This window comes from Ruegeria sp. AG6, assembly GCF_056541565.1.
Window position 1 is genome coordinate 381,711 of the sequence record NZ_JBQFYQ010000001.1, and the last position, 21,462, is coordinate 403,172.

The following is a 21,462-nucleotide window of genomic DNA, read 5'->3' on the forward strand; positions in this document are numbered from 1 at the left end:
GTACTGCTGAAGCCGACGTCGGGGCCAATCGCAACCGTCAGTCGGGTGTGAAAACGTCCGATCCTAGAACCGGGTGCTTTCGATGTAGGCGCGTGTATGCGCGGTATCCTGGATGCGGGTGTCGTCTGTCGGCGTTTCGGCCGCTTCGGCTTTTCCGGTCAGGCTGGCGGCGGCAACGGCAGCAGGTGCTGCGGTTCCGGCCAGTTTGAGGAAGTCGCGGCGTGTGGCGCCTTCTTCCTTGGTCTTGCTCATGGGCTCCTCCTGTCCCAATTGCGGTTTGGTGCCCACGGGGCACCGGCGATTTGCGGGCTACCCCGCTGTCATCCGGAACGCTTCGCGCTCGATCTCCATGAATACCCGACCGGCGGTGCCGACGGATGCATAGAGAACCGAGTTTTCAGCAGCTTCCAAATCCGAATAGAAATGTGCGGCCCATGGGCCGATATGTTTGCTCCAGAACGCTTTCTGGTCTTCAAGCGATGCCGGGCTGCCAAAACGCCCAACGATCATGCCTGCCATCATCTCCATCAATGAGGCGATGTTGTCCTCGGGCTCAAACACGTTCTGGGCGCGTGTGATCCCACGCACGGCCATGTCATTGCGGAGCTGCGCAAGAGGTTTCTCGTTCAGAAAACCAGTGAGGTAGAAGCTGGCATAGGGCAGCAGTTCGCCCCGACCCAAACCGATGAACAATGCATTGAATTCCCGTTCAGCGGCGGCGGGCTTAGTGACCTTTGCAACCCGCGCCATGGCTTGGATGGCCTGACCAAGATCAGTGTCATCACCGCTGAGGCCCGCCATTTGATCCAACAGCATCTGGTCGGGTGGACCGGCCAGCAGCAAGCCCAGAAAGTTGTAGAAATCCGCGCGCAGGCGATCCTCGGCTGAAACGTCCAGAGCGTGCGCGTCACTTGCGGTCATTCGGTCATCCTTCAAATTCAAATGTCATTCGACGTGGCGCCGGGGGAAGGTCGATTTCTTCCGGCTCGTCCGCGCGGGCGACGGAAACCGGTTCGGGCTCGGTATCGGGTTCGACCGGCGCGGCCTCGGGTTCAGCGCGCGCATCGGCTTCGCTTTCAGCAGCATCGTCTTTGGCCTCTTCCGCGTCGGCCGCCAGTGCTTCGATATGTGCCAGCATACCTTGCCCAACCTGATAGGCGGTTTGCATGTTTTCGATCACGCAGGCCGCATCGGTGTAGTCCTCGCCGTAATCAACCAGCCCGTCGACATTGGCCAGAACCGGGTTCAGCCGCCACAGCCGACGCAAAGCACGACGACGCAGGCGATCAGGCACGGCCTTGGCCATGAAGCCCGAAACATCGTCGCCGGGTTGCAGGGTCTCTGGGTCAGGAAGGTTGAACTCGGCGAGGATCTCGGCGTCATCCTTTTCTTCCAGCTCCGCTTGCCGTTCTGCGATCACCTGTTCTTCAAGGGCCAGTGCCTCTGCCTTGGCTTCGGCCTGAACGGCGGCCTTTCGGCGAGACCAGAAATCATCGGGCCGGTTCATTGCAGCGCCTTTCTCGGGGCGCGATACACGTCCGACGTCTGCCGGATACGAGCATCACCCTTGCCGTCTTCAACCAGATCTGTCCGCTTCTTGTCGCGGCGGCGCTTGACGAACACTTCGTGCTGATGATGTTTCAGAGTAAAATCGCGAACCCAGGCAATCAGCCCTTCGGTCATCGGGATCTTCTCGACAATTTCTTCACCGGTATCCGCGTAATCCTGCCCCTCGAACGGAGAGGCGGTGATCAGAACTGCATTCAGGGGAGTTTCGCCTTTCAGTTCGTCCCGCAGCACAAGGTACAGCGAAGGCTGCCCATCCGACAAATTGACCATGTAGGCTTCGGTTTCATCTGCCCAGAGCGTCAGGGGCAGGGTGGCTGCGTGATACTCGACCGCATCGCCTTCGCGGCGCAGTTCCTGCCAGTCGGCCGGCCCCGCGCCAGGTAAAAGGGCCACAGCGCGCCAGTTCCACCGGGCCCACCGTGTGACCCCGGGTGTCTTGCGCACAATGACGCCAACCGGCATTTCAGTCTGGCTTGCGGCCTTGGCCACTGGCTCCTCCCCGAAAGGCTCTCCCCTGCCTTTCCAAGTCCACTATGGTACACAAACTAGCTGTGTGCCAAGCCTAAGCTCTACGACTTTGGTCGTAGTCCAGGGTAGCAACTGCGTGAGCAGGTCCTGCGAATGCTTGTGTTTCGTGGCATTTATTGCCGAAATTCAACCCTGTGCAGGAAACGCGGCAAGGGGTTGAAGTTGCTTTCCCAGGGGTACAGCCTAGTGTGCATGGAACCGGGGCGGTTGCCCGAGGAGAGGATATGGCCACGAAACTACTGCTATGTGATTGCGCCGGAACACAGGCAATCGATCCGGACAAGATCGAAAGCGCCTGCGGCGTTGCCTGTTCCAGGTTGCATACCGCGCTTTGTACCGATGAGTTGCAGTCCGCCGCTGCCTTGATGAAAGAAGGTGATACCGTCATCGCTTGTGCGCAAGAGGATGACGTTTTTAGGTCACTGGCCGAAGACCTGAATATCGACGTGCCCGGATTTGTCGATCTGCGCGATCGGGCCGGGTGGTCTGACCAAGGTGCGGATGCGACCCCCAAGATGGCGGCATTGGCGGCCGAGGCCGTTCTGGCGCAACCGGTCACACCCAGCGTGGATGTCTTCAGTGAAGGCACCTGTTTCATCATCGGGCCCGGTGCGGTGGCCTTTGATCTGGCAGAGCGTTTGGCGGATTCGTTGGCAGTGACCGTCATGACGACCGATTTGTCAGCGCCCCTCTCGCGCGCCTATGACGTGGTACGGGGGCAGCTTCGATCGGTTTCCGGTGCGCTTGGTGGGTTTTCGTTGCGTCTGGACGCGCTTCAGCAGGTCGTGCCCGGTGGGCGCGGCGCGTTTGCTTGGACCGATCCAAAGGACGGTGCGCTTTCATCGTGTGACATTGTCATCGATCTGGCAGGAGAAACGCCCTTTGTTCAGGCCCCGGCCAAGCGTGAAGGCTATCTGCGGGCTGATCCCAGGGATGCGGTTTCCGTTGAACGCCTGGCTTTTGAAGCCGCGCAATTGGTGGGGACATTCGAAAAGCCACTTTTTGTGCGCGTGGAAGAAACCCTCTGTGCCCATTCCCGGGCCGAGCAGGTGGGCTGTACCAACTGTCTGGATATCTGCCCAACCGGTGCGATTTCCCCGGCGGGCGAGCATGTGGCGATTGACCCGATGGTATGTGCAGGCTGTGGTGCTTGCGCCGCGCTGTGCCCTTCAACGGCCATAACCTATGAAGACCCGCCTGTTTCGGCGCTGCTGTCGCGGATGCATATTCTGGCCCGTACCTATCGACGGGCCGGCGGCACCGCGCCTCGGCTGCTTGTACATGACGCCCACGGGGCCGAAATGATCCGGTTGGCGGCGCGTTTCGGGCGTGGATTACCTTCGGACGTGATCCCATTGGAATTGAACGTGATATCTGGCTTTGGCCATGCCGAGATGCTGGCTGCTCTGGCGCATGGGTTTGCTCGGGTGGATGTGCTGTTGGCACCGACGACTGAACGCGAGGCGCTGAACCGCGAGCTTGAATTGGCACATGCAATTGCAGGCCCCGAGGGTATAGGCCTGATTGACGAAGCGGACCCCGATGCGATGTCCGATCTGCTGTACGGGCAAGCGGTGCCCCGGCCTTTGTCCGATCCGGTCTTGCCTATGGGCAATCGCCGGCAAATCGCGCGGCTGGCAGCACAGGCGCTGAACCCGCAGGCTGAATCGCCTTTGCCGCTGCCCGAAAATGCGCCTTACGGGGCGGTTGCAGTGAATACCGACAGCTGCACCCTGTGTCTCAGCTGTGTGTCGCTGTGCCCATCTGGTGCGTTGATCGACAATCCGGACAAGCCGCAATTGAACTTCCAGCAAGATGCCTGTCTGCAATGCGGTATGTGCAAGACCATATGCCCCGAGGATGCGATCACGCTTGTTCCACAACTTGATCTCAGCGATGCGGCCCTGTCACAGCAGGTTCTGAACGAAGAAGAACCTTTTGCCTGCGTGGAATGCGGGGCATTGTTCGGCGTGAAATCCACGGTTGAGCGGATCATGGAGAAGCTGTCGGGCACACATCCAATGTTCGCGACGTCGGATCAGGCGCGGATGATCCAGATGTGTGACAATTGCCGGGTGAACGTGCAGTTCCAACAGCAAGACAATCCTTTCCAATCAAAACCCAAGCCCCGGGTCGTCACGACCGAGGATTACTATTCAGACAGAAAGGATCACTGAAGTTTCAAGGGTGCACCCAGATCCGCAGCGTCGATGCGCGATACGAACGCCAGGATCGCGTCAAGATCGTCCAATGTCATCTCAACCGGGTGAATAGGAGATGGGCGTTCGGGATCGAAAGGCGGTGTCAAACCGTCGATCTGTGTGAATGCGGGGTGGGGGTTCAGGGCGAAAAACGCTTCGAATCGCTGCGACCAGTCGGGCATTGCGCGCAGAACGGCGAAAGAGGGCGTCGACCCCAGGCCATTCATGCGGTTCCTTGGCCCGATGACATGACAGCGCCCGCAATGAGTCATCGAAAGTTCTTCGCCAAGTTGGGTGTCGCCCTCGACGATGTCACCGGACTCAACCTCGACAATATCAAAATTGGCAGAGTAGGGCCCTCCGTCTGCCGGGGCAAAGCTTTCCACCGTGCGCTTGCCGATATCCGACTTCAGCCATTCAAGAAAACGGGCCTGGCGGTCACTGTCTTCGATACGCAGGTGATAGATCACACCGTCGCGGGCAAAGACCGGATCACCGGGCGGCGCGGTTTCCAGCGCCATGACCCCGGCGTCGTCTGCAATAACACGGATCCCGGTCTTGAGAGAGAAGCGAGGAAGGATATGTTGCAACAGGCCAGAGTCTTTAACCTCTGCCGGGGCCGCAAGGCCAATCGCCTCTTGTGACCAAGAGGGGGTGGCAGAGAGCGTCAGGCTCAGGCACAAGAGGACAAAGCGCATGGCTCAACGTAACTTCGCGGGGCGGGATGCGTCAAATGTACAGACAAAGACGGAGACACGTGCAATGAGCGGCGAGTCGATACGCACGCCCCTGTCAGCAGGGCGGATCAAGGGGAACAAGCATGAGTGTTCGTGACGCGGTTCTGGCGAACCTGAAAAAGATCACCGACCCGGTTTCCGGGCAGGACATCGTAAGCGCAGGCGTCGTGCGCGCCTTGAATGTGGAAGGCGACACGGTACGCTTCGTGCTTGAGGTCGACCCGAAATATGCGGAAAAGATGGAACCCGTCCGCGCCACGGCTGAAAAGGCCGCTCAGATGGTGGAAGGCGTGGCAAATGTTTCGGCCTTGATGACCGCGCATTCCGACAAGGCACCGCCGGATCTGAAACCGAAACCCAAGCCATCGCAAACCGGGCCGCAGGCAGTGCCGGGTGTGGATCGGATCATCGCCGTTGCCTCCGGCAAGGGTGGGGTTGGCAAATCCACCGTTTCGGCCAACCTTGCCTGCGCATTGGCTGCGGAAGGCCGGCGTGTAGGTCTGCTGGACGCGGATGTTTACGGGCCGTCGCAACCCCGGATGTTGGGTGTCTCGGGCCGTCCGGCCAGCCCTGACGGCAAGACAATCCTGCCGCTGCGCAACCACGGCGTCACCATGATGTCGATGGGTTTGATGACCAACGAAGGTCAGGCGGTTGTCTGGCGCGGGCCGATGCTGATGGGTGCGCTGCAACAGATGATGAGCCAGGTGCAATGGGGCGCGCTGGATGTTCTGATCGTCGATCTGCCGCCCGGCACCGGTGACGTGCAACTGACGCTGAGCCAGAAGTTCCAGGTGGATGGTGCCATTGTCGTTTCAACGCCGCAGGACGTGGCCCTGATTGATGCCCGCAAGGGGATCGACATGTTCAACCAGCTCAAGACACCCATTGTCGGGATGATCGAAAACATGTCCACGCATATCTGTTCGAACTGTGGGCACGAAGAACATGTTTTCGGTCATGGTGGTGTCAAGTCCGAGGCAGAGGCGCTGGGCGTGCCATTGTTGGGTGAAATCCCCTTGCATCTGGACATCCGTGTCGCCGCTGACGGAGGCGCGCCCATCGTGGTCAGCAAACCTGACAGCCCGCAGGCCGAGGCATTCCGCAAGATCGCCCGCGACATGATCGCCAAAGGCAACGCATGAGCCAGCCGGTTTTCCCACCCTTGCTGACGGGCCACCCGGTTCAGGGCGGCGAAGACCCGTTCGAGCGCGCGCAGGCCATGGCTGCGCTGGGCTGTGATGCGGGTACGGTTGTCTACAATATTCAGGCGGATTTCCTGCGCGTGGCAATTGTTTTTGCCCCCGAGGTACTGTTGCAAGATGCGGTGGCGATGCTGCCGCTTTGTGCTGTGGGATTCCAGAACGCGCTGGGCGCTTTGGCCCCGCCAGAGGTTGCGGTGCATCTGGGTTGGGATGGTCTGATTTGCGTGAACGGGGCGCGGTGCGGCCGGTTCCGCGCGGCTGCGTCAACATCAATGCCCGAGGAAGAGCCGGACTGGCTGGTCGTCGGTTGGGAGCTGGCGCTGTTGCAAACAAGTGATGCGCCGGGTGAAACCCCTGATATCACAGCGCTGTACGATGAAGGCTGTGCCGAGGTTTCTGCAACGCAGCTGGTGGAAAGCTGGTCGCGACACATGTTGACCTGGCTCAACCGTTGGCAGGAGGATGGCAACGCGTCCTTGCACGCCGAATGGATGGGCCTGCTGCGCGGCGTGGGCGAACCGCTGATCGATGGTGGCGTATTCCTTGGAACGGATGAACGTTTCGGGATGCTGATCCGCGATGGGGTCGATACACATCTGCGCCCCCTGACTGACATGTTGGAGAACCGAGAATGAAACTGGCCCGAGCGATCCATTTCGACGAAAGCGACATGAACGTGTTTCATTCGCCGGCGCGCACCGGAGAGTGGTGCGTTTCGGGTGGGTTTGAGTTTTCCAACTGGGGGCAGGGCGATCTTGAAGGCAAGGCACGACAGGCATTTGCGAATGGCTGGCTGGGGTTGGAAACCTTTGGCCGGGTGACTTTTGTCGCCGTGACGCAGATCGAAGCCGCAGAGAAAGATCAGATTACGCGTAATCTGGCCGAACATTTTGTGCAGTTCTATGGCGCACCCTCGGTCGAGGCCGCATTGGGCGTTGCGCAAGCTGAAATCGACCACATGTCAGAGTTGTGCGAAGACCATCCGGCCAACACGCTGTTGACCGTCGCAAGGGAATTGACAGAGACAGGCGTGCACGAAGCCTTTCGCGTGATCACTCCGCAGGACGCGGAGTTGGAGGCGTTGGCGGTTCACGGGTCGCTGGACGATTAGATCAGGTCGACAAACCCGCCGAACTGCCCGCGTTTGAAGATCAGCCCTTTGCCGGTGCGATGCATGACCTGATCTACCTGACCCACGATGATCAGATGATCCCCGGCGTCATGACGGGCATGAAGGCGGCAATCGAACCGGGCCAGACACTGGGCCAGATGTGGGCGCCCGGCCTCATCCTCGGTCCAGTCTGCATGTGAGAAATCCGCCCCATCGCGTGCAAACCGCAACGCCTGATCCTGCTGATCCTGTGCCATGACGTGGATCGAATAGAGATCACAGGTACTGAACGTATCGAATCGAAATGATTCCTTGGCCAGACACCACAGGACCAGTGGCGGGTCCAATGAGACTGAGGCAAATGAATTCACCGTAATGGCACGCGGGCCATTGTCGGATTGCGCGGTAATCACCGTGACACCGGTGCCAAAGCATCCCAGCGCTTCCCGAAAGGAGGGGCTTTGATCCGGGGTCGGTCTAAAGGTCTTTTCGGTCATTGCGCGCTTAATCCTTGGCCGCGCATCAGTTGCCATGCGTGGCCCGGATTGTCCATGAAAAGCTGACTGCCGGGTGCAATTTATACCGTCAGTTCAGATCTTCCAGCAAACGACCGTGTTTGCGGGTTTCCATAATCACCTCGCCAAAAGTCGTCAGGCCGCGTGCTTGCAGGATCGGCAGCACCTTGATCAATGCCTCGGCCGTGGCAATCGCATCGCCAAGTGCGGTATGGCGCAACGCTTCGGGGATCGTGATTTCCAACCGTTCACACAAGGCGTCCAGTGTGTGCGTGTCGCTTGCCCCGAACAGCACCGCAGACAGCAAGACCGTGTCGAGTATCGGATGATCCCACTCGACACCCATCCGTTTGGCATGGCGGCGCAGAAACGCCATGTCGAACGGGGCATTATGCGCCACGATCACGGCGTCGCGCGAAAACTGATGGAATACGCGTCCGGCTTCGGCGATATCGGGCGCCCCCTGAACCATACGATCGCTGATCTTGTGTACCTTGGTCGAGGCCGGGGGAATCGGAATGCCGGGATCAACCAGCATGTCCAGATGCTCACCCTGAACGATTTTACCATTCAGAACGCGCACTGCGCCGATCTGTACGATCTCATCCTTGTGAGGCAGCAAACCGGTTGTTTCCGTGTCAAAAACCACGAAACACAGATCCGTCAGGGGGCGGTTCTCGAACGCATCATCCCCCGGTTTATTGAGAAGTTCGAAATCATAGACCAGCGGGCGGGCATCGTCCGGCGACATATGTGTCGCGCTGTCTTCGAAGACAAGCATATATCCGGGTGCATCGCCCAAGGGTTTCATCCGGGCGGAATATGTCTGCCGCCCGTCCACGCTGGACAGGGTGCAATAGACGTCCTTTCCGGTTTTGCACATCTTGGCATATGCGTCTGTCAGGCCGGTGGCTTCGAGGTATTCGAAAAGAGATGCGTTCAGACGAGGATGCGCGATCTGGGCAAGAACCTCGGCGGCCTGCCCGTCGTACAGAACGATCTGATGTTTCGGACTGGCCAGCAGCATGGCCACCGGAATTTCCGTCAGCAGCGCGGTCAGGCGCTGTTTTTCTGCGGCCAGATGCGCGGTTTCGGCGGCCACGGCCTCGGCTGTGCGCATGGCGTTCGAGGCCAGTTGTTCCGCCAATCCCGCCGCAGCCGGGGCAAGATCGCCCAGATACCGCGCGGCCTGCATGTCCAGGTCGGTGCTTACACCGGCATGTGCACGGGCACGCAACTGGGCGGAAAGCCGTTCGATCGGTTTGGCGACGTTGTCGTCGAACAGCAGCCAAACACCCGCGACCAGTGCCAGAAATCCAAATCCGATCAGGATTTCGGCGAAGACGAAATCATTCAGCAGACCGGGGTTTCCCGCACGGGAATAGGTGATCCAGAGAGCGGTGGCGCTGATGGCAACCCCGCCCAGGGCGAGGAGGCAGAAAAACAGAAAAATCCTGAGCCTCAAACTCAATCCGGTCAGCATGATCAAACCCCGCAAGTGGCTGCGATGACGGGGTCATTGGTTCCGGCTGCAATCCAGTCAGCGTTCACCAGACGCCCGTCCTCGGCAAATTCGGCACCATCCGCCAGGTTGGCGCGGCGGCCTTCTGCACAATTCACGGCCACCGGCAGTTTCGAAACCGGAGCCCAGCGGCCAAAGAAGTAAAGATCGACAAGCCGTTGTTCCGGAACGTTTTCGTTTGTGCGCACCGATACGGTGTCGATTGCGGCAAACCGGTCAACGAACGGCACCGCGTAGGTCCAGGGGCGATAAAACGCGCGGCTTTCGACCTCTTGCACGATGGTCATCTCTTCAGGCAGTTGGTCGCGCGTGCGATCGTACCAGGAATATTCGCTGGTGATGGTCATCGCGATCATTCCAAGACCGGCCGCAACCGGCGTTGTCCATTTCGGCAGGCGCCCTCCGGTCAGCTTGTTCAGCAGAAGAACGATTCCGGCAAATGCGATCCCCGCAAAAACCGTGCCGATCAGTTCCAGAAACATGTGGTCTCTCCGTTGGTCAGTCGCATGTCAGCCCAGCATTCCCTTGCCGTGGCCAACTGCCGATTGCATCGTTTTTACCACCACAAAAGCATCACGCAGATGACTTCGCTCAAAGTCCGACAATTCAGACGGTGGCAGATAGTTGTCGGGCATCGCTCCGGACTTAACCAGCCGAACCTGATGTTCGAGCCGGGTTTCCGCGATCAGATCATAGGCGTCCAGCAGGTCACGCGCACCAGAAGGGCTGAGCACGCCGCTGGCCTCGGCGGCTTTCAGGCGGGCGCGGGTGTTGGCCTCGGTCAGCTCGCCTTGCAGCGCGTAGATGCGCGCCAGATCGACGACGGGCACAACTCCGTTGTGTTTCAGGTCCAGCGTATTGCGATGCTCACCCGAGCGGATCGTCGCGAAACCGCGCAGCAGGCCCAGTGGGGGCGTATGCTTCAGCGAGTTCGAAATCATGTGTGCGACGAAGATCGAGTTTGCCCTGGCCGCTGCCAGAGTGTGGGCTTGCAGGTCGGCAAACAACTCAAATGCGCCGCCGATGGGGCGCAGGTCGAACATGACCGAGGCCAGCATTTGCGCCTCGGGGTTTGGCTTGGCAATCCAGCCCTTGAAATAGTCGCGCCAGACACGAACCGGCTGACACCAGCGCGGATTGGTCGCCATCATGTCGCCGGGGCAGTAAAAGTACCCGCAGACATCCAGCCCGTCAGAGACGAATTTGGCCAGTTTGGTAAAATAGGACATATCGGCGTCGGTGGCGCTGTCATCCAGCATCAGGCAATTGTCCTGATCCGATACGCCGGTTTGTTCTTGCCGTCCCTGTGAGCCGCAGGCCAGCCACAAATAGGGTACAGGCGGCGGGCCCAGTTCAGTTTCGGCCAATTTCAGCAGGCGACGGGTAACCGTGTCGGCAATATCGGTGATCAGCCGCGTGACGATCTCGTGCCGGTTCCCGCCGGCAACCAACTGAACCAGCAACTGCGGAATTTCCGCCGTCACCCTCGCCATCTCTTCTGAGCTGTCGGCCTTTGCGATCCGACCAACCAACTCGGCCGAGTTGACGGCCTGATAGTGGGTCAGATCGGTCTGCGTCACGATCCCGACCAGACGACCGCCTTCGGAAACCGGGATGTGGCCAATGCCGCGCTCCATCATGATATGCAGAACGTCCGAGCCGATATCGCTGGGCGAGAGGGTTACGGGATTTGCAGTCATGATTTCGGATATCCGTGTTGTTACGGGCAACCCGTCGGCAACAAATTTGCCCGAAATGTCCCGCAGGGTGGCGATACCCTGCAACGCCTCTCCATCTGTCACGCATAGCGACGAGATGTGTTTGTCGCGCATGATCCGTGCCGCTTCCTGAACTGTCGTGTCCGCAGGGCAGGTGGCGGGATCGCGCGCCATCAGAACGTCAATCGAACTGGTCGCAAGGCTTTGAGGGCCGCTGCGATTACCGCGGGTTCGATTGAAGAATTTGGCGACGACGTCGTGGTTGTCGATCAAAGTCCGGACCAAATCCGGAGGCAGAACCATCAGGACGGATGGTGTGTGAGCGCGGGCCTTGGTCGCAGCCTTGCCGTCCTTCAACAGGCCGCGTTCACCGAAGGAATTGCGCAACCCCAGATGAGAAACGACTGCGCCGTTCTCGTCGGTGATCTCAACCTGTCCTTCATAAATCACAAAGACCCCGGGCAGGGAATGGCCGAGCTCATAGACCGAGGCGTCTTCCTCAACCTCCCAGACCTCGATCTGCTTTACGATCTGATCGAGGGTGTCCGACGGCAGCGCGTCATAGGGATGAACGGATTTCAGAAACCGGGTAATTTCATCGTGGGATAGGGGCATCTGATGTCTCCGGTATTCTGGTGAAAAAATCCCGCCCGGTGGTGTGCCGGGCGGGAACAGTGGATCGAAAGACGCGGCCGAAGGCAAGTGCCGACAACCGCATCATACTCAGTGATCCTGAGCTGCGCCCGCACCACGGGGAATGCGTACGCTTTCGACCAGATCCTTGATCTCCTGGGGAGTCTCCTTGGTCATGCCGGCAACGATGTAGGCCGTTGCAAAGTTGACCATGGCACCGATCGCACCGAACGAAGTCGACTTGATCGGACCCAGCAGCGGGTCTGCATCAGTGAACGAGTTGGTGCCCGGAATGAACAGCCAGCCCTTGTGCAGGAAGATGTAGACCAGAGTGACGACCAGACCAGCCAGCATGCCTGCGACCGCGCCGGTGTTGTTGATGCGGGTCGAGAAGATCCCCATCATCAGCGCGGGGAAGATCGAAGCTGCCGCCAGACCGAACGCAAGCGCCACGGTTTGTGCCGCAAAGCCCGGTGGGTTCAGACCTAGATAGGTCGCAACCACAATCGCCACGGCCATTGCGATACGCGCTGACAGAAGCTCGCCCTTTTCCGAGATCTGTGGGTTGATGGCACCCTTGATCAGGTCGTGAGACACAGCCGACGAGATTGCAAGTAGCAGGCCTGCAGCGGTGGACAGAGCAGCCGCAAGACCGCCGGCTGCGACCAGACCGATCACCCAACCCGGCAGGTTGGCAATCTCGGGGTTGGCCAGAACCAGGATGTCACGGTTGAACTTGGTCAGCTCGTTTCCAACCCAGCCTTTTTCTTCGGCAAGTGCCTGCATGTCGGCATTCTTGTCGTTGTAGTACTGGATCTTGCCGTCGCCGTTCTTGTCTTCCCAATCCAGCAGACCGGTTTTTTGCCACGTGGCCATCCAGTCATAGCGTGCGTCATTGTCGATTTGTTCAACAGTCACAGCACCGCCTTCGATGCCGCCATTGGGCCACATCATGTCACTGATGTTCAGACGCGCCATGGCACCAACCGCAGGCGCGGTCAGATACAGCAGAGCGATGAAGACCAGCGCCCAGCCAGCCGACCAACGTGCGTCAGCCACTTTGGGAACGGTGAAGAAGCGCATGATGACGTGCGGCAGACCCGCAGTACCGATCATCAGCGACAGGGTGAACAGTACCATGTTCAGCGTGTTCGAGTGGTGGGCCGTGTATTCATTGAAGCCCAGCTCGGTCACGATGGCATCCAGCTTGGTCAGCAGGGGTTCACCGCTGGCGGTGTCACCAAACAGACCCAGCGCCGGAACCGGCGTGCCGGTCAGCTGCAGCGAGATGAAAATAGCCGGGATGGTGTAGGCAGTGATCAGCACGCAGTACTGAGCGACCTGAGTATAGGTCACGCCTTTCATCCCACCAAACACCGCATAGGCAAATACAACCGCTGCACCGATCAACAGGCCCGAGGTGTTGGACACTTCGAGGAAGCGGCCAAAGGCCACGCCGACGCCGGTCATCTGACCGATCACGTAGGTCACCGAGGCCACGATCAGGCAAATCACGGCGACGATACGCGCAGTCTGGCTGTAAAAGCGGTCGCCGATGAATTCCGACACGGTGTATTTACCAAACTTGCGCAGGTAAGGCGCAAGCAGCAGTGCCAACAGCACATAGCCGCCAGTCCAACCCATCAGGAACGAGCTGTTGTCGTAGCCGGTGAAGGCAATCAGACCCGCCATCGAGATGAACGAAGCCGCAGACATCCAGTCCGCCGCCGTTGCCATGCCGTTGGTGACCGGATGGATGCCGCGACCAGCGGCGTAGAATTCAGATGTGGACCCAGCCCGGGCCCAGATCGCGATGCCAATGTATAGCGCAAAGGACGCGCCAACAAACAGCAGGTTGATGGTAAACTGATCCATGGGGTTTACTCCTCAACACCGTATTCGGCGTCTAGCTTGTTCATGCGCCAGGCGTAGTTGAAGATCAGCACCAAAAAGACCAGGATCGATCCCTGTTGTGCGAACCAAAAGCCCAGATCGGTTCCGCCGACGGCGATCCCCGACAACATCGGACGCAGCAGAATGCCGAATCCAAACGACACCAGCGCCCAAATCGCGAGGCTGATGTAGATGAGGCGCAGGTTGGCCTGCCAATAGCCCTTGTCGGACTCGGCAGTCTGCGCGGAGTTTGTTGAATGATCCGCCATCGCGGGTTCCTCCTTCGCTTCCTCGTTGGACGGCCCGATGCCCACATCCTCCAGTGCGTCGGGCCGCTTCTCACTTGTGCCGGACGCCATGTGACGTCAGGCAAAACTCCTCCAGTCCGCCAAAGCGGTCTTTTGAAGTATTCTGTTTGGGATCAGAGCCTTGCGGCCCTAAATCCACCCCCTAATTCATGACTTCGCCAACGATTCCTTCAAGGTCATTGGCAATGTCTTCGATCCTGCCCATGGCGTTTGTGCGCTGCAGCACGCCCTGACTGTCATAGTAGGCGATCAGTGGTGCCGTCTGCGCGTGGTACGCCGCAAGGCGCGAGGCCACCGTTTCGGCATTGTCATCCGCGCGGCGCTTGAATTCGGTATGGCCACACTTGTCGCATTTGCCTTCTTCGGCAGGTTTCTTGAACTGGTCGTGGTACCCTTCACCACAGCCGGCGCAGGTGTAGCGGCCCGAAATACGGGTCACCATTTCCGCGTCTTCCACTTCAAGGCTTATCGCGGCGTTGATCTTCTGGTTGTTCGATGCCAGCAGACTGTCCAGCGCTTCGGCCTGAACCGTCGTGCGCGGGAAACCGTCCAGAATGACGCCCTTGGCGCAATCCGGCTGTGCCATGCGGTCGCGCAGGATGGCGATGACGATCTCGTCGCTGACCAGATCGCCGGCTTCCATAACGGCTTTTGCCGCTTTGCCGGCTTCGGTTCCGGCCGCGACGGCTTCGCGCAGTAGGTCACCGGTGCTGAGTTGTACAAGTCCGAATTTCTCTTCCAACATCCGGGCTTGCGTGCCCTTCCCGGCACCCGGAGGGCCGAGAAGGATGAGAACGGCGGGCGTGGTGATCGTGGCAGCGTCCATCACACCCTCACTTATTCGCACGGTTTTCGATCAGGTCTTCGACCACCGACGGATCGGCCAGTGTCGAAGTATCGCCCAACGATCCGAAATCGTTCTCGGCGATCTTGCGCAGGATACGGCGCATGATCTTGCCCGAGCGCGTTTTCGGCAGGCCAGGTGCCCACTGTATCACATCCGGAGATGCAATCGGGCCGATTTCGGTGCGGACCCATGTGCGCAGCTCTTTCATCAACTCGTCCGACGGCTCGCGATCATTCATCAACGTGACGTAGCAATAGATGCCTTGCCCTTTGATTTCATGAGGGTATCCAACCACGGCAGCCTCGGCCACAGCAGCATGCGCAACCAGCGCGCTTTCCACCTCGGCCGTGCCCATGCGGTGACCGGACACGTTGATCACGTCGTCTACACGACCGGTGATCCAATAGTCGCCATCTTCGTCGCGACGGCAGCCGTCACCCGTGAAGTAATAGCCTTTGTAATCCGAGAAATAGGTTTTCTCGAACCGCTCATGATCGCCCCAGACGGTGCGCATCTGGCCGGGCCAGCTGTCTTTGATACACAGAACGCCCTCGACACCGTTGCCTTCGATTTCAACACCGGATTGCGGGTCCAGAACCACCGGTTCGATGCCAAAAAACGGCTTCATCGCCGATCCGGGCTTCATCGCATGTGCACCGGGCAGCGGCGTCATCAGGTGGCCGCCGGTTTCTGTCTGCCACCAGGTGTCGACGATGGGGCATTTGCCTTTGCCGACAACGTCGTTGTACCAGGTCCAGGCCTCGGGGTTGATCGGTTCACCCACGGTGCCCAGAATGCGCAGATCGCTGAGGTCGCATTTTTCGACAAACTCATTGCCCTGACCCATCAGCGCGCGGATCGCGGTCGGTGCGGTGTAGAACTGGTTGACCTTGTGCTTTTCGCAGACCTGCCAGAAGCGCGAGGCGTCGGGATAAGTGGGCACGCCTTCGAACATCAGCGTGGTTGCGCCATTGGCCAGCGGGCCATAGACGATATAGCTGTGCCCGGTGACCCAGCCCACGTCAGCGGTGCACCAGTACACGTCACCTTCGTGATAATCGAATGTGATCTCGTGCGTCATCGAGGCGTAAACAAGATACCCCCCTGTGGTGTGCACAACGCCCTTGGGCTGACCGGTCGAACCCGACGTGTAAAGAATGAACAGAGGATCTTCGGCGTTCATTTCGGCAGGGGCGCAGTAGTCGTCCGCCTCAAGCGCCATTTCGTTGTAGTCAAAGTCGCGACCGTCGATCCAGGTGGTCTGACCGCCGGTGCGCTTGACCACAAGGCATTTTACCGTGTCTTTGCAGTGCAGCAGGGCGGCGTCTGCGTTGGATTTCAGCGGCGTTTTGCGGCCGCCACGCGGGGCCTCATCTGCCGTAATCACGACCTTGGCGTCGCACCCATTGATCCGCGCTGCCAGAGCGTCGGGCGAGAAGCCCGCGAAAACGATCGAATGAATTGCGCCGATCCGCGCACAGGCCAGCATGGCGTAAGCAGCTTCGGGGATCATCGGCAGATAGATGACCACGCGATCGCCCTTGCGTACGCCCAGGGATTCCAGAATGTTGGCCATCCGGCAGGTGCGGCGGTGCAATTCTGCGTAAGAGATATGCTGGGCCGGGTCATTCGGATCATCCGGCTCCCAGATGATCGCGGTCTGGTCGCCGCGGGTTTTCAGATGACGATCCAGGCAGTTGGCCGACACATTCAACGTGCCATCGGCATACCAGTTGATCTTGACCGAGCCAAACTCGTAACTGACGTCCTTGATCTGGGTGAAGGGCTTGATCCAGTCGATGCGCTTGCCTTGCTCGCCCCAGAACGCGTCGGGGTCGCTGATTGAGGCTGCGTACATGTCAGCATACTTTGCCGCATCGACATGCGCACGAGCGACGGTTTCTGCGGATGGCGGATAAGTCTTGGCATCTGCCTGGGCAGCGGTGGTCATCTTTGAGGCTCCTCCCTCTGGACTGGATTGCTTGTGGATTCTTTGCCTGTCATTCAGGCAATGTCGATCCTGTTCCTCCCCAAGTTTGAATATTACCGCGTTCTGAAAATAAATAAATAAATTGGTGTAATCCTTGGATTTCTTTGTAAAGAAATTTTAACAATACGGCCATATTAGTAAAAAATTGGCAAAAGAATCGCTAAAATAAAACAAAAACAGTCACTTAAAAGTAACGAGAATTGAGGGCGCTGTGTGTCAATTGTGGTTGCAACGACATGTGACCTCAAGGCTTCTGTCGTTTTGAGTCATTTCTGGGGCTTATTCTGCAAAATACGCAAATCCCGGTTAGGGTTGGCACAACCGATTGTTGGCGCTAGCTTGATCGGCAAGCGCCTCGGTAGGGGGCGCACCTATGGGAGACAAAACTATGAAAAAGATGTTGAGCGGTGCCGCAGTCGCCGCCCTTGGCGTTGCTTTTGTGACCGAAGCCGCGGCGACAGAATGGAACGCATCCGTCTGGGGCAAGCGCCGCGCCTTTACGGAACATGTTGAAAAACTGGCCGAACTGGTCAGCGAGAAAACCGGTGGCGAATTCACCATCAATGTCAGCTATGGCGGGTTGTCCAAACCTAAGGAAAACCTGGACGGGATCGAAATCGGCGCCTTTGAGATGGCGCAGTTCTGTGCCGGCTATCACCGCGACAAGAACCGGGCGATTACCGTTTTGGAACTGCCATTTCTGGGTGTGAACAACCTGCAGGAAGAAGTTGCGGTAAGCCATGCAGTATACGACCATCCAGCGGTCAAGGAAGAGATGGCGCAATGGAACGCCCGCATCATCATGACCTCGCCAATGCCGCAGTATAACCTTGTCGGCACGGGCGAGCCGCGGGATGAACTTGCTGAATTTGACGGAATGCGGGTCCGGGCGACCGGTGGCCTTGGTCAGGCCTTCGAGGCGGTCGGAGGGGTGCCGACATCGGTTCCGGCGACCGAAGCCTTCAATGCGATGGAATCGGGCGTCGTCGACACCGTGGCCTTTGCCCAGCACGCGCACCTGTCATTCGGAACGATCAACGAAGCGGACTGGTGGACCGCGAACCTGAATCCAGGAACGGTGAACTGCCCGGTTGTCGTCAACATCGATGCCTACGAGGCGCTGCCAGCCGAACATCGTGAGGCTCTGGACAGCTCGATTGACGAGGCGATCGATCACTACCTTGCGAATTACGGCGGCTTGCTCGAACAATGGGACAGTGTCCTGGAAGAAAAGGGTGTCCAGAAGGTCATGATCGACGACGCGGTAATCGAAGAGTTCCGCACGAAGGCCGCTGATCCGATCCGTGAAAAATGGATTGCGGACATGACCGCACAGGGCCTGCCGGCGCAGGACCTTTACGATCTTGTCCAGACGACGCTGAAGCAACAGCGCGGCGGCAACTGATCCACAAGGCCGGGTGCTTTCAAGGCGCCCGGCAACAAACAACAAGGAAACACCGGAATGGCAGGACAAGCCACGGTTCTGGTAGACGGCAGCCGTCTGAGCCAGTTGGATCAGCGTTTGCTCGTGCTCGAACGGTTTCTGGCACTGATCAGCGGATTGGCGGTTTTTTCACTGATGGTATTGGCCGTTGTATCGGTCAGTGGTCGAAATGCACTGAATGCTCCTTTGCCGGGCTATGTGGACTGGATCGAACAGGCGATGCCTCTCATCGCTTTTCTGGGCATTTCATATGTTCAGCGTGATGGGGGGCATATCCGGATGGATATAGTCATATCCCGCTTGCACGGTCGGGCTTTGTGGCTGTTCGAATTGCTCTCGGTGGTTCTGATCCTGATCCTGATGCTGGCTCTGGTTTGGGGCAGTTGGTCTCATTTCGACCGGTCCTTTGATTTTGGCGCCCCAATGTGGAGCCGGGACAGTTCGATCGACATCGGCATACCCTTGTGGCCGGCCAAGCTGCTGGCACCCGTTGCATTTTCCGTTCTCTGCCTGCGCCTTGCGCTGCAAGTCTGGGGGTATGGTCGGGCGTTCTGGCTGGGGCTGGACGCGCCGGCGGCCGTTCCGTTGATACAGGATGCAGCGGCGCAGGCGGCGGCCGAGGCCGAACAGTTCGAAGGGCAGGACTGATACATGGACACGATTGAGATTGGCCTTTGGGTCACTGGCGGCCTTCTGGTCCTTGTCGTGGCGGGCATGCGGGTTGCCTTCGCAGCGGGTTTGGCAGGGCTTGTCGGACTGGTTTGGATTTTCTGGGCCAAGTTCGGTTACGATCCGGAACGGTTTGGCAAGGCGCTGACAGTGGCAGTCAAGACCGCGGGGCAGGTGCCACATTCCAAGGTCGCGTCCCACACTCTTAGCCTGATTCCGACCTTTATCCTGATCGGGTATCTGGCTTATTACGCGGGGCTTACCCGCGCTTTGTTCGAGGCCGCAAAACGTTGGGTCGCATGGGTGCCCGGAGGGTTGGCGGTTTCGACCGTTTTCGCCACAGCCGGGTTCGCCGCGGTGTCCGGAGCTTCGGTTGCGACGTCCGCCGTCTTCGCCCGTATCGCGATTCCGGAAATGCTGAAGGTGGGCTATAACAAACGCTTTGCAGCAGGTGTGGTTGCCGCGGGCGGGACGCTGGCCTCCCTGATCCCGCCTTCGGCCATTTTAGTGATCTACGCGATCATCGTCGAGCAGGATGTCGGGAAGCTGCTGTTGGCGGGGTTCATTCCGGGTGCGTTTTCCGCAATTGTATACGGCCTTCTGATCGTCGGGATTGCAGTGATATTCAAATCCGTTGGTCCGCCTGTCACGGGGTTTTCCTGGAAACAGCGCTTTGCCGCTCTTCCCGGTGCTATTCCGATTGTCGCCGTCATCCTGATCATCATTTGCTTTGTCTACAATCCGTTTGGAGAAAAAGCATGGGGCACTCCGACGGAAGGCGGTGCCATTGGCGCCTTCATCGTATTCTGTTTCGCCTTGTTCCACGGAATGCGCTGGGCCGAGCTCAAATCCGCGCTTTTGGAAACCGCCAAACTGACGGCGATGATCTTTTCGATCATCTGGGGCGTTCTGATCTATGTGCGCTTTCTTGGGTTCGCCGACCTGCCGGGTGCCTTCTCGGATTGGATCACGGGGCTCGAGATGTCGCCCATGATGATCCTGATCTGCATTCTGCTGGCATATGCGGTGTTGGGCATGTTCATGGACGCGATCGGGATGCTGCTTTTGACTTTGCCCGTCGTCTATCCGGCGGTAATGGCCTTGAATGGTGGTGAAACCGTCAGTGCCGCCGACAGCGCGTTTGGAATGTCCGGCCCGATGTGCGCGATCTGGTTTGGCATTCTGGTCGTCAAAATGGCCGAGTTTTGCCTGATTACACCGCCCATCGGGCTGAACTGCTTTGTCGTTGCCGGTGTGCGCCCGGACCTAAGTGTTCAAGATGTGTTCAAAGGCGTCACGCCCTTTTTCATCGCGGACGCCCTGACCATCGCAATGCTTGTGGCATTCCCGGGTATTGTCCTCTACCTGCCATCGCTTGCGGGATAGCTCGGAAGCGAGGCTCTGCCTCGCGCTCCGGGATATTTGTGGCCAGATGAAGTTCGGATCCCCTGCTTCATCTGGCTGAAAATATCCCGGGGGAGGCGCGCGCAGCGCGGCGGGGGCAGAGCCCCCAAGATCGCGTGTTATCCAGCTCGCATCAACATTCCGAACAGATCGCGCGGATCGTCCGGGTCGGCCAACATGTCCAGAGGTTCAAAGAAGGTTGTGCCTTCAATCGCCTGTTTCACATAGCGCAGGGCCGAGAAATCCTCGATGGCAAAGCCGACACTGTCGAATAAAGTGATCTGCCGCTCATCGATGCGCCCCTTGGCGGCGCCGGTGATGACCTGCCACATCTCGGTCACAGGGTGATCCGCGTCCAGCGCCTGAATTTCGCCTTCGATCCGGGTTTGTTCAGGGTACTCGACGAAGATGTCCGAACGTAACAGGATGTCGCGATGCAGCTCGGTCTTGCCGGGGCAATCGCCTCCGATGGCGTTGATGTGCACGCCGGGCCCGACCATGTTGTCGGTCAGGATCGTTGCGTATTTCTTGTCTGCCGTGCAGGTGGTTATGATCTGGGCACCTTCAATGGCGTCTTCCGGCGTCTTGCAAGGGATGACTGTCAGGCCCTTGCCCTGCAAGTTCGCAGCGCATTTCGACGTGGCATTCGGGTCGATGTCATAAAGCCGAACGGTGTCGATTCCGCACATTGCCTTGAAGGCAAGGCATTGGAATTCGGACTGTGCGCCATTGCCGATCATGGCCATTGTCCTGGCATTTTTCGGGGCCAGATAGCGCCCGACCAATGCCGAAGTTGCAGCCGTGCGCAGCGCGGTCAGCATTGTCATTTCGGTCAACAGCGTCGGATATCCTGTATAGACATCTGCCAACAGACCGAATGCAGTTACTGTTTGCAGCCCCTCGGAGGTGTTCTTGGGATGGCCGTTTACGTATTTGAACCCGTACGCCTCACCATCCGAAGTTGGCATCAACTCAATTACGCCATGAGGAGAATGCGCCGGAATGCGAGGTGTCTTGTCGAAGCTTTCCCATCGTTTGAAATCGGCTTCGATCTGAGCGGCAATCTGCGTGATCATCTGTTCGACGCCAATGTGGTGTACCAGTCGCATCATGTTGTCGACGGAAACGAATGGTACCAGGGCCTTGTCTGAAGGTTGCATGGTGCTCT

General features: G+C 58.7%; 21 protein-coding genes. 7 read left to right on the top strand and 14 right to left on the bottom strand.

What is annotated here, in order from left to right; genetic code table 11:
- Positions 1-63: 63 nt before the first annotated feature.
- From ACR0I0_RS01900 to ACR0I0_RS01915, 4 genes are read right to left on the bottom strand one after another with little or no spacing between them, the layout of a single operon-like run.
- Positions 64-252, bottom strand: coding sequence for a ubiquinol-cytochrome c reductase iron-sulfur subunit N-terminal domain-containing protein (locus tag ACR0I0_RS01900; RefSeq protein WP_171633057.1), 189 nt, complete (start codon positions 250-252; stop codon positions 64-66).
- A 57-nt stretch (positions 253-309) separates the two neighbouring features.
- The gene (locus tag ACR0I0_RS01905; RefSeq protein ID WP_480487305.1) at positions 310-921 is read right to left on the bottom strand and encodes a TorD/DmsD family molecular chaperone; all 612 of its coding nucleotides are present in this window, start codon (positions 919-921) and stop codon (positions 310-312) included.
- A gap of 4 nt (positions 922-925) precedes the next feature.
- On the bottom strand, positions 926-1,507 hold the full coding sequence (locus ACR0I0_RS01910) for a DUF3306 domain-containing protein (protein WP_480489976.1): 582 nt from the start codon (positions 1,505-1,507) through the stop codon (positions 926-928).
- Positions 1,504-2,058: a DUF3305 domain-containing protein gene (locus ACR0I0_RS01915; RefSeq protein WP_152457714.1), complete on the bottom strand. Its 555-nt coding sequence runs from the start codon at positions 2,056-2,058 to the stop codon at positions 1,504-1,506. Before ACR0I0_RS01915 ends, ACR0I0_RS01910 begins: the two co-directional genes overlap by 4 nt.
- A 263-nt stretch (positions 2,059-2,321) precedes the next feature.
- Between ACR0I0_RS01915 and ACR0I0_RS01920 the strand changes: the two genes are divergently transcribed.
- Positions 2,322-4,274 carry a 4Fe-4S binding protein gene (locus tag ACR0I0_RS01920; RefSeq protein ID WP_480489977.1) on the top strand — a complete coding sequence of 651 codons (1,953 nt, stop codon included), beginning with the start codon at positions 2,322-2,324 and terminating at the stop codon, positions 4,272-4,274.
- Here ACR0I0_RS01920 and ACR0I0_RS01925 read toward each other — a convergent pair.
- Positions 4,268-4,996 carry a hypothetical protein gene (locus tag ACR0I0_RS01925; RefSeq protein ID WP_171633047.1) on the bottom strand — a complete coding sequence of 243 codons (729 nt, stop codon included), beginning with the start codon at positions 4,994-4,996 and terminating at the stop codon, positions 4,268-4,270. The genes ACR0I0_RS01920 and ACR0I0_RS01925 overlap by 7 nt on opposite strands.
- A gap of 122 nt (positions 4,997-5,118) precedes the next feature.
- Here ACR0I0_RS01925 and ACR0I0_RS01930 point away from each other — a divergent pair, with 122 nt between their 5' ends.
- The 3 genes from ACR0I0_RS01930 to ACR0I0_RS01940 are packed head-to-tail and all read left to right on the top strand — an operon-like array spanning position 5,119 to position 7,351.
- Positions 5,119-6,180, top strand: a complete 1,062-nt coding sequence (locus ACR0I0_RS01930) for an Mrp/NBP35 family ATP-binding protein (RefSeq protein WP_480489979.1) — start codon at positions 5,119-5,121, stop codon at positions 6,178-6,180.
- Positions 6,177-6,875, top strand: a complete 699-nt coding sequence (locus tag ACR0I0_RS01935) for a biotin/lipoate--protein ligase family protein (RefSeq protein WP_480489981.1) — start codon at positions 6,177-6,179, stop codon at positions 6,873-6,875. The genes ACR0I0_RS01930 and ACR0I0_RS01935 overlap by 4 nt, the downstream gene beginning before the upstream one ends.
- On the top strand, positions 6,872-7,351 hold the full coding sequence (locus tag ACR0I0_RS01940; RefSeq protein ID WP_171633041.1) for a DUF6505 family protein: 480 nt from the start codon (positions 6,872-6,874) through the stop codon (positions 7,349-7,351). Before ACR0I0_RS01935 ends, ACR0I0_RS01940 begins: the two co-directional genes overlap by 4 nt.
- On the opposite strand, the gene ACR0I0_RS01945 is transcribed toward ACR0I0_RS01940, so the two are convergent.
- From ACR0I0_RS01945 to acs, 8 genes are all read right to left on the bottom strand, one after another.
- Complete coding sequence (locus ACR0I0_RS01945) at positions 7,348-7,848, bottom strand: flavin reductase family protein (RefSeq protein WP_480489983.1); 501 nt, start codon at positions 7,846-7,848, stop codon at positions 7,348-7,350. The genes ACR0I0_RS01940 and ACR0I0_RS01945 overlap by 4 nt on opposite strands.
- Before the next feature lie 88 nt (positions 7,849-7,936).
- Entirely contained in the window at positions 7,937-9,349 is a 1,413-nt protein-coding gene (locus ACR0I0_RS01950; RefSeq protein ID WP_171633039.1) for a 3'-5' exonuclease, read from the bottom strand.
- Between the two features lie 2 nt (positions 9,350-9,351).
- Entirely contained in the window at positions 9,352-9,870 is a 519-nt protein-coding gene (locus ACR0I0_RS01955) for a hypothetical protein (protein WP_171633037.1), read from the bottom strand.
- Positions 9,871-9,897: 27 nt separating this feature from the next.
- Positions 9,898-11,721, bottom strand: coding sequence for a DUF294 nucleotidyltransferase-like domain-containing protein (locus ACR0I0_RS01960; protein ID WP_480489985.1), 1,824 nt, complete (start codon positions 11,719-11,721; stop codon positions 9,898-9,900).
- Positions 11,722-11,829: 108 nt separating this feature from the next.
- Positions 11,830-13,614, bottom strand: a complete 1,785-nt coding sequence (locus tag ACR0I0_RS01965; protein ID WP_171633032.1) for a sodium:solute symporter family protein — start codon at positions 13,612-13,614, stop codon at positions 11,830-11,832.
- A gap of 5 nt (positions 13,615-13,619) precedes the next feature.
- The gene (locus tag ACR0I0_RS01970; protein WP_170344753.1) at positions 13,620-13,901 is read right to left on the bottom strand and encodes a DUF4212 domain-containing protein; all 282 of its coding nucleotides are present in this window, start codon (positions 13,899-13,901) and stop codon (positions 13,620-13,622) included.
- Between the two features lie 181 nt (positions 13,902-14,082).
- The gene (locus ACR0I0_RS01975; RefSeq protein WP_480489987.1) at positions 14,083-14,766 is read right to left on the bottom strand and encodes an adenylate kinase; all 684 of its coding nucleotides are present in this window, start codon (positions 14,764-14,766) and stop codon (positions 14,083-14,085) included.
- A 7-nt stretch (positions 14,767-14,773) separates the two neighbouring features.
- Positions 14,774-16,738, bottom strand: a complete 1,965-nt coding sequence (acs, locus tag ACR0I0_RS01980) for an acetate--CoA ligase (RefSeq protein WP_171723431.1) — start codon at positions 16,736-16,738, stop codon at positions 14,774-14,776.
- 427 nt (positions 16,739-17,165) lie between these two features.
- Here acs and ACR0I0_RS01985 point away from each other — a divergent pair, with 427 nt between their 5' ends.
- Genes ACR0I0_RS01985 through ACR0I0_RS01995 form a run of 3 tightly spaced genes read left to right on the top strand, consistent with a single transcriptional unit; the run spans position 17,166 to position 20,276 of the window.
- The gene (locus ACR0I0_RS01985) at positions 17,166-18,182 is read left to right on the top strand and encodes a C4-dicarboxylate TRAP transporter substrate-binding protein (RefSeq protein WP_171723430.1); all 1,017 of its coding nucleotides are present in this window, start codon (positions 17,166-17,168) and stop codon (positions 18,180-18,182) included.
- Between the two features lie 57 nt (positions 18,183-18,239).
- The gene (locus ACR0I0_RS01990) at positions 18,240-18,869 is read left to right on the top strand and encodes a TRAP transporter small permease (RefSeq protein WP_152457727.1); all 630 of its coding nucleotides are present in this window, start codon (positions 18,240-18,242) and stop codon (positions 18,867-18,869) included.
- Between the two features lie 3 nt (positions 18,870-18,872).
- Positions 18,873-20,276 (top strand): TRAP transporter large permease, encoded by a 1,404-nt coding sequence (locus ACR0I0_RS01995; protein ID WP_171723428.1) that lies wholly within the window; start codon positions 18,873-18,875, stop codon positions 20,274-20,276.
- A gap of 137 nt (positions 20,277-20,413) precedes the next feature.
- Here ACR0I0_RS01995 and ACR0I0_RS02000 read toward each other — a convergent pair whose 3' ends face one another.
- Positions 20,414-21,454 carry an ornithine cyclodeaminase gene (locus ACR0I0_RS02000; protein WP_171633019.1) on the bottom strand — a complete coding sequence of 347 codons (1,041 nt, stop codon included), beginning with the start codon at positions 21,452-21,454 and terminating at the stop codon, positions 20,414-20,416.
- Positions 21,455-21,462: the final 8 nt, after the last annotated feature.

Excerpts from the sequence above, each read along its gene's own strand:
- ACR0I0_RS01905 (WP_480487305.1), bottom strand. The coding sequence starts at position 921 with ATGACCGCAAGTGACGCGCACGCTCTGGACGTTTCAGCCGAGGATCGC.
- ACR0I0_RS01975 (WP_480489987.1), bottom strand. The coding sequence starts at position 14,766 with ATGGACGCTGCCACGATCACCACGCCCGCCGTTCTCATCCTTCTCGGC.
- ACR0I0_RS01935 (WP_480489981.1), top strand. The coding sequence starts at position 6,177 with ATGAGCCAGCCGGTTTTCCCACCCTTGCTGACGGGCCACCCGGTTCAG.
- ACR0I0_RS01900 (WP_171633057.1), bottom strand. The coding sequence starts at position 252 with ATGAGCAAGACCAAGGAAGAAGGCGCCACACGCCGCGACTTCCTCAAA.
- ACR0I0_RS01930 (WP_480489979.1), top strand. The coding sequence starts at position 5,119 with ATGAGTGTTCGTGACGCGGTTCTGGCGAACCTGAAAAAGATCACCGAC.
- ACR0I0_RS01995 (WP_171723428.1), top strand. The coding sequence starts at position 18,873 with ATGGACACGATTGAGATTGGCCTTTGGGTCACTGGCGGCCTTCTGGTC.
- ACR0I0_RS01955 (WP_171633037.1), bottom strand. The coding sequence starts at position 9,870 with ATGTTTCTGGAACTGATCGGCACGGTTTTTGCGGGGATCGCATTTGCC.
- ACR0I0_RS01910 (WP_480489976.1), bottom strand. The coding sequence starts at position 1,507 with ATGAACCGGCCCGATGATTTCTGGTCTCGCCGAAAGGCCGCCGTTCAG.
- acs (WP_171723431.1), bottom strand. The coding sequence starts at position 16,738 with ATGACCACCGCTGCCCAGGCAGATGCCAAGACTTATCCGCCATCCGCA.
- ACR0I0_RS01990 (WP_152457727.1), top strand. The coding sequence starts at position 18,240 with ATGGCAGGACAAGCCACGGTTCTGGTAGACGGCAGCCGTCTGAGCCAG.
- ACR0I0_RS01940 (WP_171633041.1), top strand. The coding sequence starts at position 6,872 with ATGAAACTGGCCCGAGCGATCCATTTCGACGAAAGCGACATGAACGTG.
- ACR0I0_RS01945 (WP_480489983.1), bottom strand. The coding sequence starts at position 7,848 with ATGACCGAAAAGACCTTTAGACCGACCCCGGATCAAAGCCCCTCCTTT.
- ACR0I0_RS01960 (WP_480489985.1), bottom strand. The coding sequence starts at position 11,721 with ATGCCCCTATCCCACGATGAAATTACCCGGTTTCTGAAATCCGTTCAT.
- ACR0I0_RS01965 (WP_171633032.1), bottom strand. The coding sequence starts at position 13,614 with ATGGATCAGTTTACCATCAACCTGCTGTTTGTTGGCGCGTCCTTTGCG.
- ACR0I0_RS01925 (WP_171633047.1), bottom strand. The coding sequence starts at position 4,996 with ATGCGCTTTGTCCTCTTGTGCCTGAGCCTGACGCTCTCTGCCACCCCC.
- ACR0I0_RS01985 (WP_171723430.1), top strand. The coding sequence starts at position 17,166 with ATGAAAAAGATGTTGAGCGGTGCCGCAGTCGCCGCCCTTGGCGTTGCT.
- ACR0I0_RS02000 (WP_171633019.1), bottom strand. The coding sequence starts at position 21,454 with ATGCAACCTTCAGACAAGGCCCTGGTACCATTCGTTTCCGTCGACAAC.
- ACR0I0_RS01920 (WP_480489977.1), top strand. The coding sequence starts at position 2,322 with ATGGCCACGAAACTACTGCTATGTGATTGCGCCGGAACACAGGCAATC.
- ACR0I0_RS01950 (WP_171633039.1), bottom strand. The coding sequence starts at position 9,349 with ATGCTGACCGGATTGAGTTTGAGGCTCAGGATTTTTCTGTTTTTCTGC.
- ACR0I0_RS01970 (WP_170344753.1), bottom strand. The coding sequence starts at position 13,901 with ATGGCGGATCATTCAACAAACTCCGCGCAGACTGCCGAGTCCGACAAG.